General features: G+C 70.8%; 2 protein-coding genes. Both read right to left on the bottom strand.

What is annotated here, in order from left to right; translation table 11 throughout:
* Window positions 1-1,196 (bottom strand): IS607 family element RNA-guided endonuclease TnpB (gene tnpB, locus ACWEQO_RS34720; protein ID WP_452986489.1); only part of this gene is annotated, 1,196 nt, incomplete at its 3' end.
* The gene (locus tag ACWEQO_RS34725) at window positions 1,193-1,768 is read right to left on the bottom strand and encodes an IS607 family transposase (RefSeq protein ID WP_452986490.1); all 576 of its coding nucleotides are present in this window, start codon (window positions 1,766-1,768) and stop codon (window positions 1,193-1,195) included. The genes tnpB and ACWEQO_RS34725, both read right to left, overlap by 4 nt.
* Window positions 1,769-1,786: the final 18 nt, after the last annotated feature.

Below are 1,786 nucleotides of genomic sequence, written 5' to 3' on the forward strand. Positions count from 1 at the left end.
CAGGCGTCGCACTCATAGCTCCGCACGTGCAGCGGCAGCTTGGCTTTCACCGCGCCGCACCCGGAACAGGTCTTGGAGGAGGGGTACCAGCGGTCGGCGACCACGAGGCGGGTGGCGTGGCGCCGGCGGGTCTTGTACCTGAGCTGTCGGCGGATCTCGCCGAATCCTGCGTCGGCGATCCGGCGGGCCAGACGCCGGTTCTTCAGCATCCCGGCGACGTTCAGGTCCTCCACCACCACGGTGCCGTACTCGGCCGCCACGCTGGTGGTGAGCTTGTGCAGGGCGTCCGCTCGAAGGTTCGCCACCCGGTGATGCACCTTGTTCCGCTGGGCGTTGGCCTTCTCCCACCGGCGGGACGGCTTACGCCCGGTCCTGCGGTCGGGGCCCTGGCGTCGGGACACGATCCGAGACGCACGGCGCAGTTGCCTGCGTGCGGTGTCGTAGTGCCCGAGGTTGGGGACCTGCCGGATCTCGCCCGTCGAGTCGGCCATGACCGCGAGGGTCTTCACGCCGAGGTCGATGCCGACGGCCACGTCCGGGCGTGCCACGCGTTCGAGGTCGCGCTTGACCTCGGCCTGGAAGGACACGAACCAGCGTCCCCGCTCGTGCCGCACCGTGGCGGACAGGATGCGTGCCGTTCCGGCCTGGATACGGGCGAGGAGCCCGGCGGTGGGCTCGTGGGTGCGGAGCGTGCCCAGCCGGGGCAGCGTCACATGCCGGCCGTCCGTGTCCACGCGGATGGTGCCGGTGGTGAACCGGCAGGACAGACGTGCCTTCCGCTTCGACTTGAACCGCGGCATACCCATCCGCTTGCCGCCCCGCTTTCCGTTCTTGGACTTCGCGTAGTTGTCGAACGCGGCAGCAGCATTCGCCAGACCGGTGGTGTACGCCTCCTTGGAATTCTCCTCCCACCAGGCCGCGAACCTCGGATCGGTGTGCTTGGCCTCGTTGAACGCCTTCCGCAGCGCGGGCAGCGACCACGGCCGCCACGGCGTCAGCCCGGCCCCGGCAACGCCATAGGACTCTTCCGCACGGCGCTGCCACCACGACGCGCTCACCCAGCCGACGGCCCAGTTGTAGGCGGCCCGCGCGGCACCGCAGTGCGACCGCAGCGCGGCGTCCTGGGTGACGTTCGGGTCGAGTGCGAACCGGAACGCCTGCACGACGAACCCGGGCTGCGGCCAAAACTTCTTCACTCGTCGGCCTCTTCGGTCGCCACGGCCACCGCGCGGGCGGCCCGGTTCTTCGCCGCCCGCCGCCCGTACAAGCGGGCGCACAGGGAGGTGAGCACCTCGGTGATGTCCCGTACCAGGTCATCGGTGGTCTCGGTGGGGTCGAGAACGACCAGGCGCCGCCCGGACGCCGACAGGACCGCCTCCAGGTCCGCGACACCGAACCGGGCCAACCGGTCACGGTGCTCGACCACGATCACCGCCGCGCCCGGGTCGGACAGCAGCCGATGCAGCTTGCGGCGCCGCCCGTCCAGCCCCGAGCCGACCTCGGTCACGACCTCCGCGACAGCCAGGCCCAGCCCGTTCGCGCCGGACACGACCCGGGCCGCCTGCCGCTCAAGATCGGCTTTCTGGTCGGCGGACGAGACACGGCAGTACGCCACCACACGTCCGGACGGCTGGACAGCGGCCTCGTCGACCAGCCACGTCCCGGACGGCGCCTGGCGGACCGGAACGGGCATCTTTCCGTCCTTCACCCACCGCCAGGCGGTCTGGTAGCTCACGCCCTGCTGACGGGCCCACTCCGAAAGCTTCACAAGCCCACCGTACGTGAG

It is taken from the genome of Streptomyces sp. NPDC004051, assembly GCF_053604275.1.